This is a genomic window from Mesorhizobium sp. A556, assembly GCF_054489545.1.
In genome coordinates this window covers 1-1,000 of the sequence record NZ_JBTMXA010000061.1, presented here as the reverse complement: position 1 = coordinate 1,000, position 1,000 = coordinate 1, and the positions used below count along the sequence as shown (strand labels likewise).

General features: G+C 54.1%; 1 protein-coding gene. It reads right to left on the bottom strand.

Annotated elements, in window-relative coordinates:
• On the bottom strand, positions 1-905 hold a 905-nt coding region (locus ACX3P0_RS25285; protein ID WP_459092982.1), incomplete at its 3' end, for a diguanylate cyclase domain-containing protein.
• Positions 906-1,000 lie beyond the last annotated feature (95 nt).

Genomic DNA, 1,000 nt, shown 5'->3' with positions numbered 1-1,000 from the left:
CCGCCGACAGTCACGGAAGAAACGATCGTATGTCCGCCATACTGGAGTGGCATACTGATTGTTTCAATCAAGACATGTGCCGCACTGGCCATTTCGGATGACGTGCAGCAACCCGATACGACCACTGCAAATTCGTCACCTCCGATACGAAAGGCCTCGATGACGATCGGCACGGTCTTGAGACGCAGCGCAGTAGTGCGGATCAGAACGTCGCCCCCGGCATGTCCCAAGGTGTCATTGATTTCCTTCAGATGATCGAGGTCGATCAACAACAGGGCAAAAGGCTCTGGATTCGCTCCCGTTAATTGGCTGATACGGAGATTGAAACTGGCGCGATTAGGCGCTCCCGACAAGGTGTCCACGAACGCCAGTTCATGCATGCGCCGTCGGATCTCCTCGTGTTCAATGGCGATACTGCAAAGATGAGTGCAGCGCGCAACCACTTCCCTTTCGATGTCCGTCGGACCTCGGGGGGTAGGAAAATAAAATGCAAAAGTCCCGACGACGCGGCCGTCCCGAGCTTTGATTGGACTGGACCAGCAGGCCTTCAAGCCAAGTGGAAGTATAAGCGACCTGTAGTCGTCGAAAAGTGGATCACATTCAATATCGGTGACTTCCACGGCAATGCCGCGATATGCCGCCGAGCCACAACAACCGCTATTAGGCCCGATCAGAGTTCCGTCGATTGCGCGCGAGTACCGTTCTGGAAGGCTCGGACCTGCAAGCGTCTGCAGTCTGCCATCTCGATCGACTGTGAGAACTGAACAGAAGGCATCTGGGGCGACCGCCTCGGCCCGCCTGCAAAGATGATCGGCAACCGATGACAACGGTTCGCCATAGGCCACTTTTTCGAGGATGTCGGTTTGCAAGGCAACTAGCGACTTTGCCAGATGGTCAGCCGACATTTCCGCACCCGCCGAGCGTGGTATATTTGCCATACTCTCGTTGTACGTATGATCTCTTAAAGAGCGTTCAATTCAATCAAGAAAATTGTTTCAAA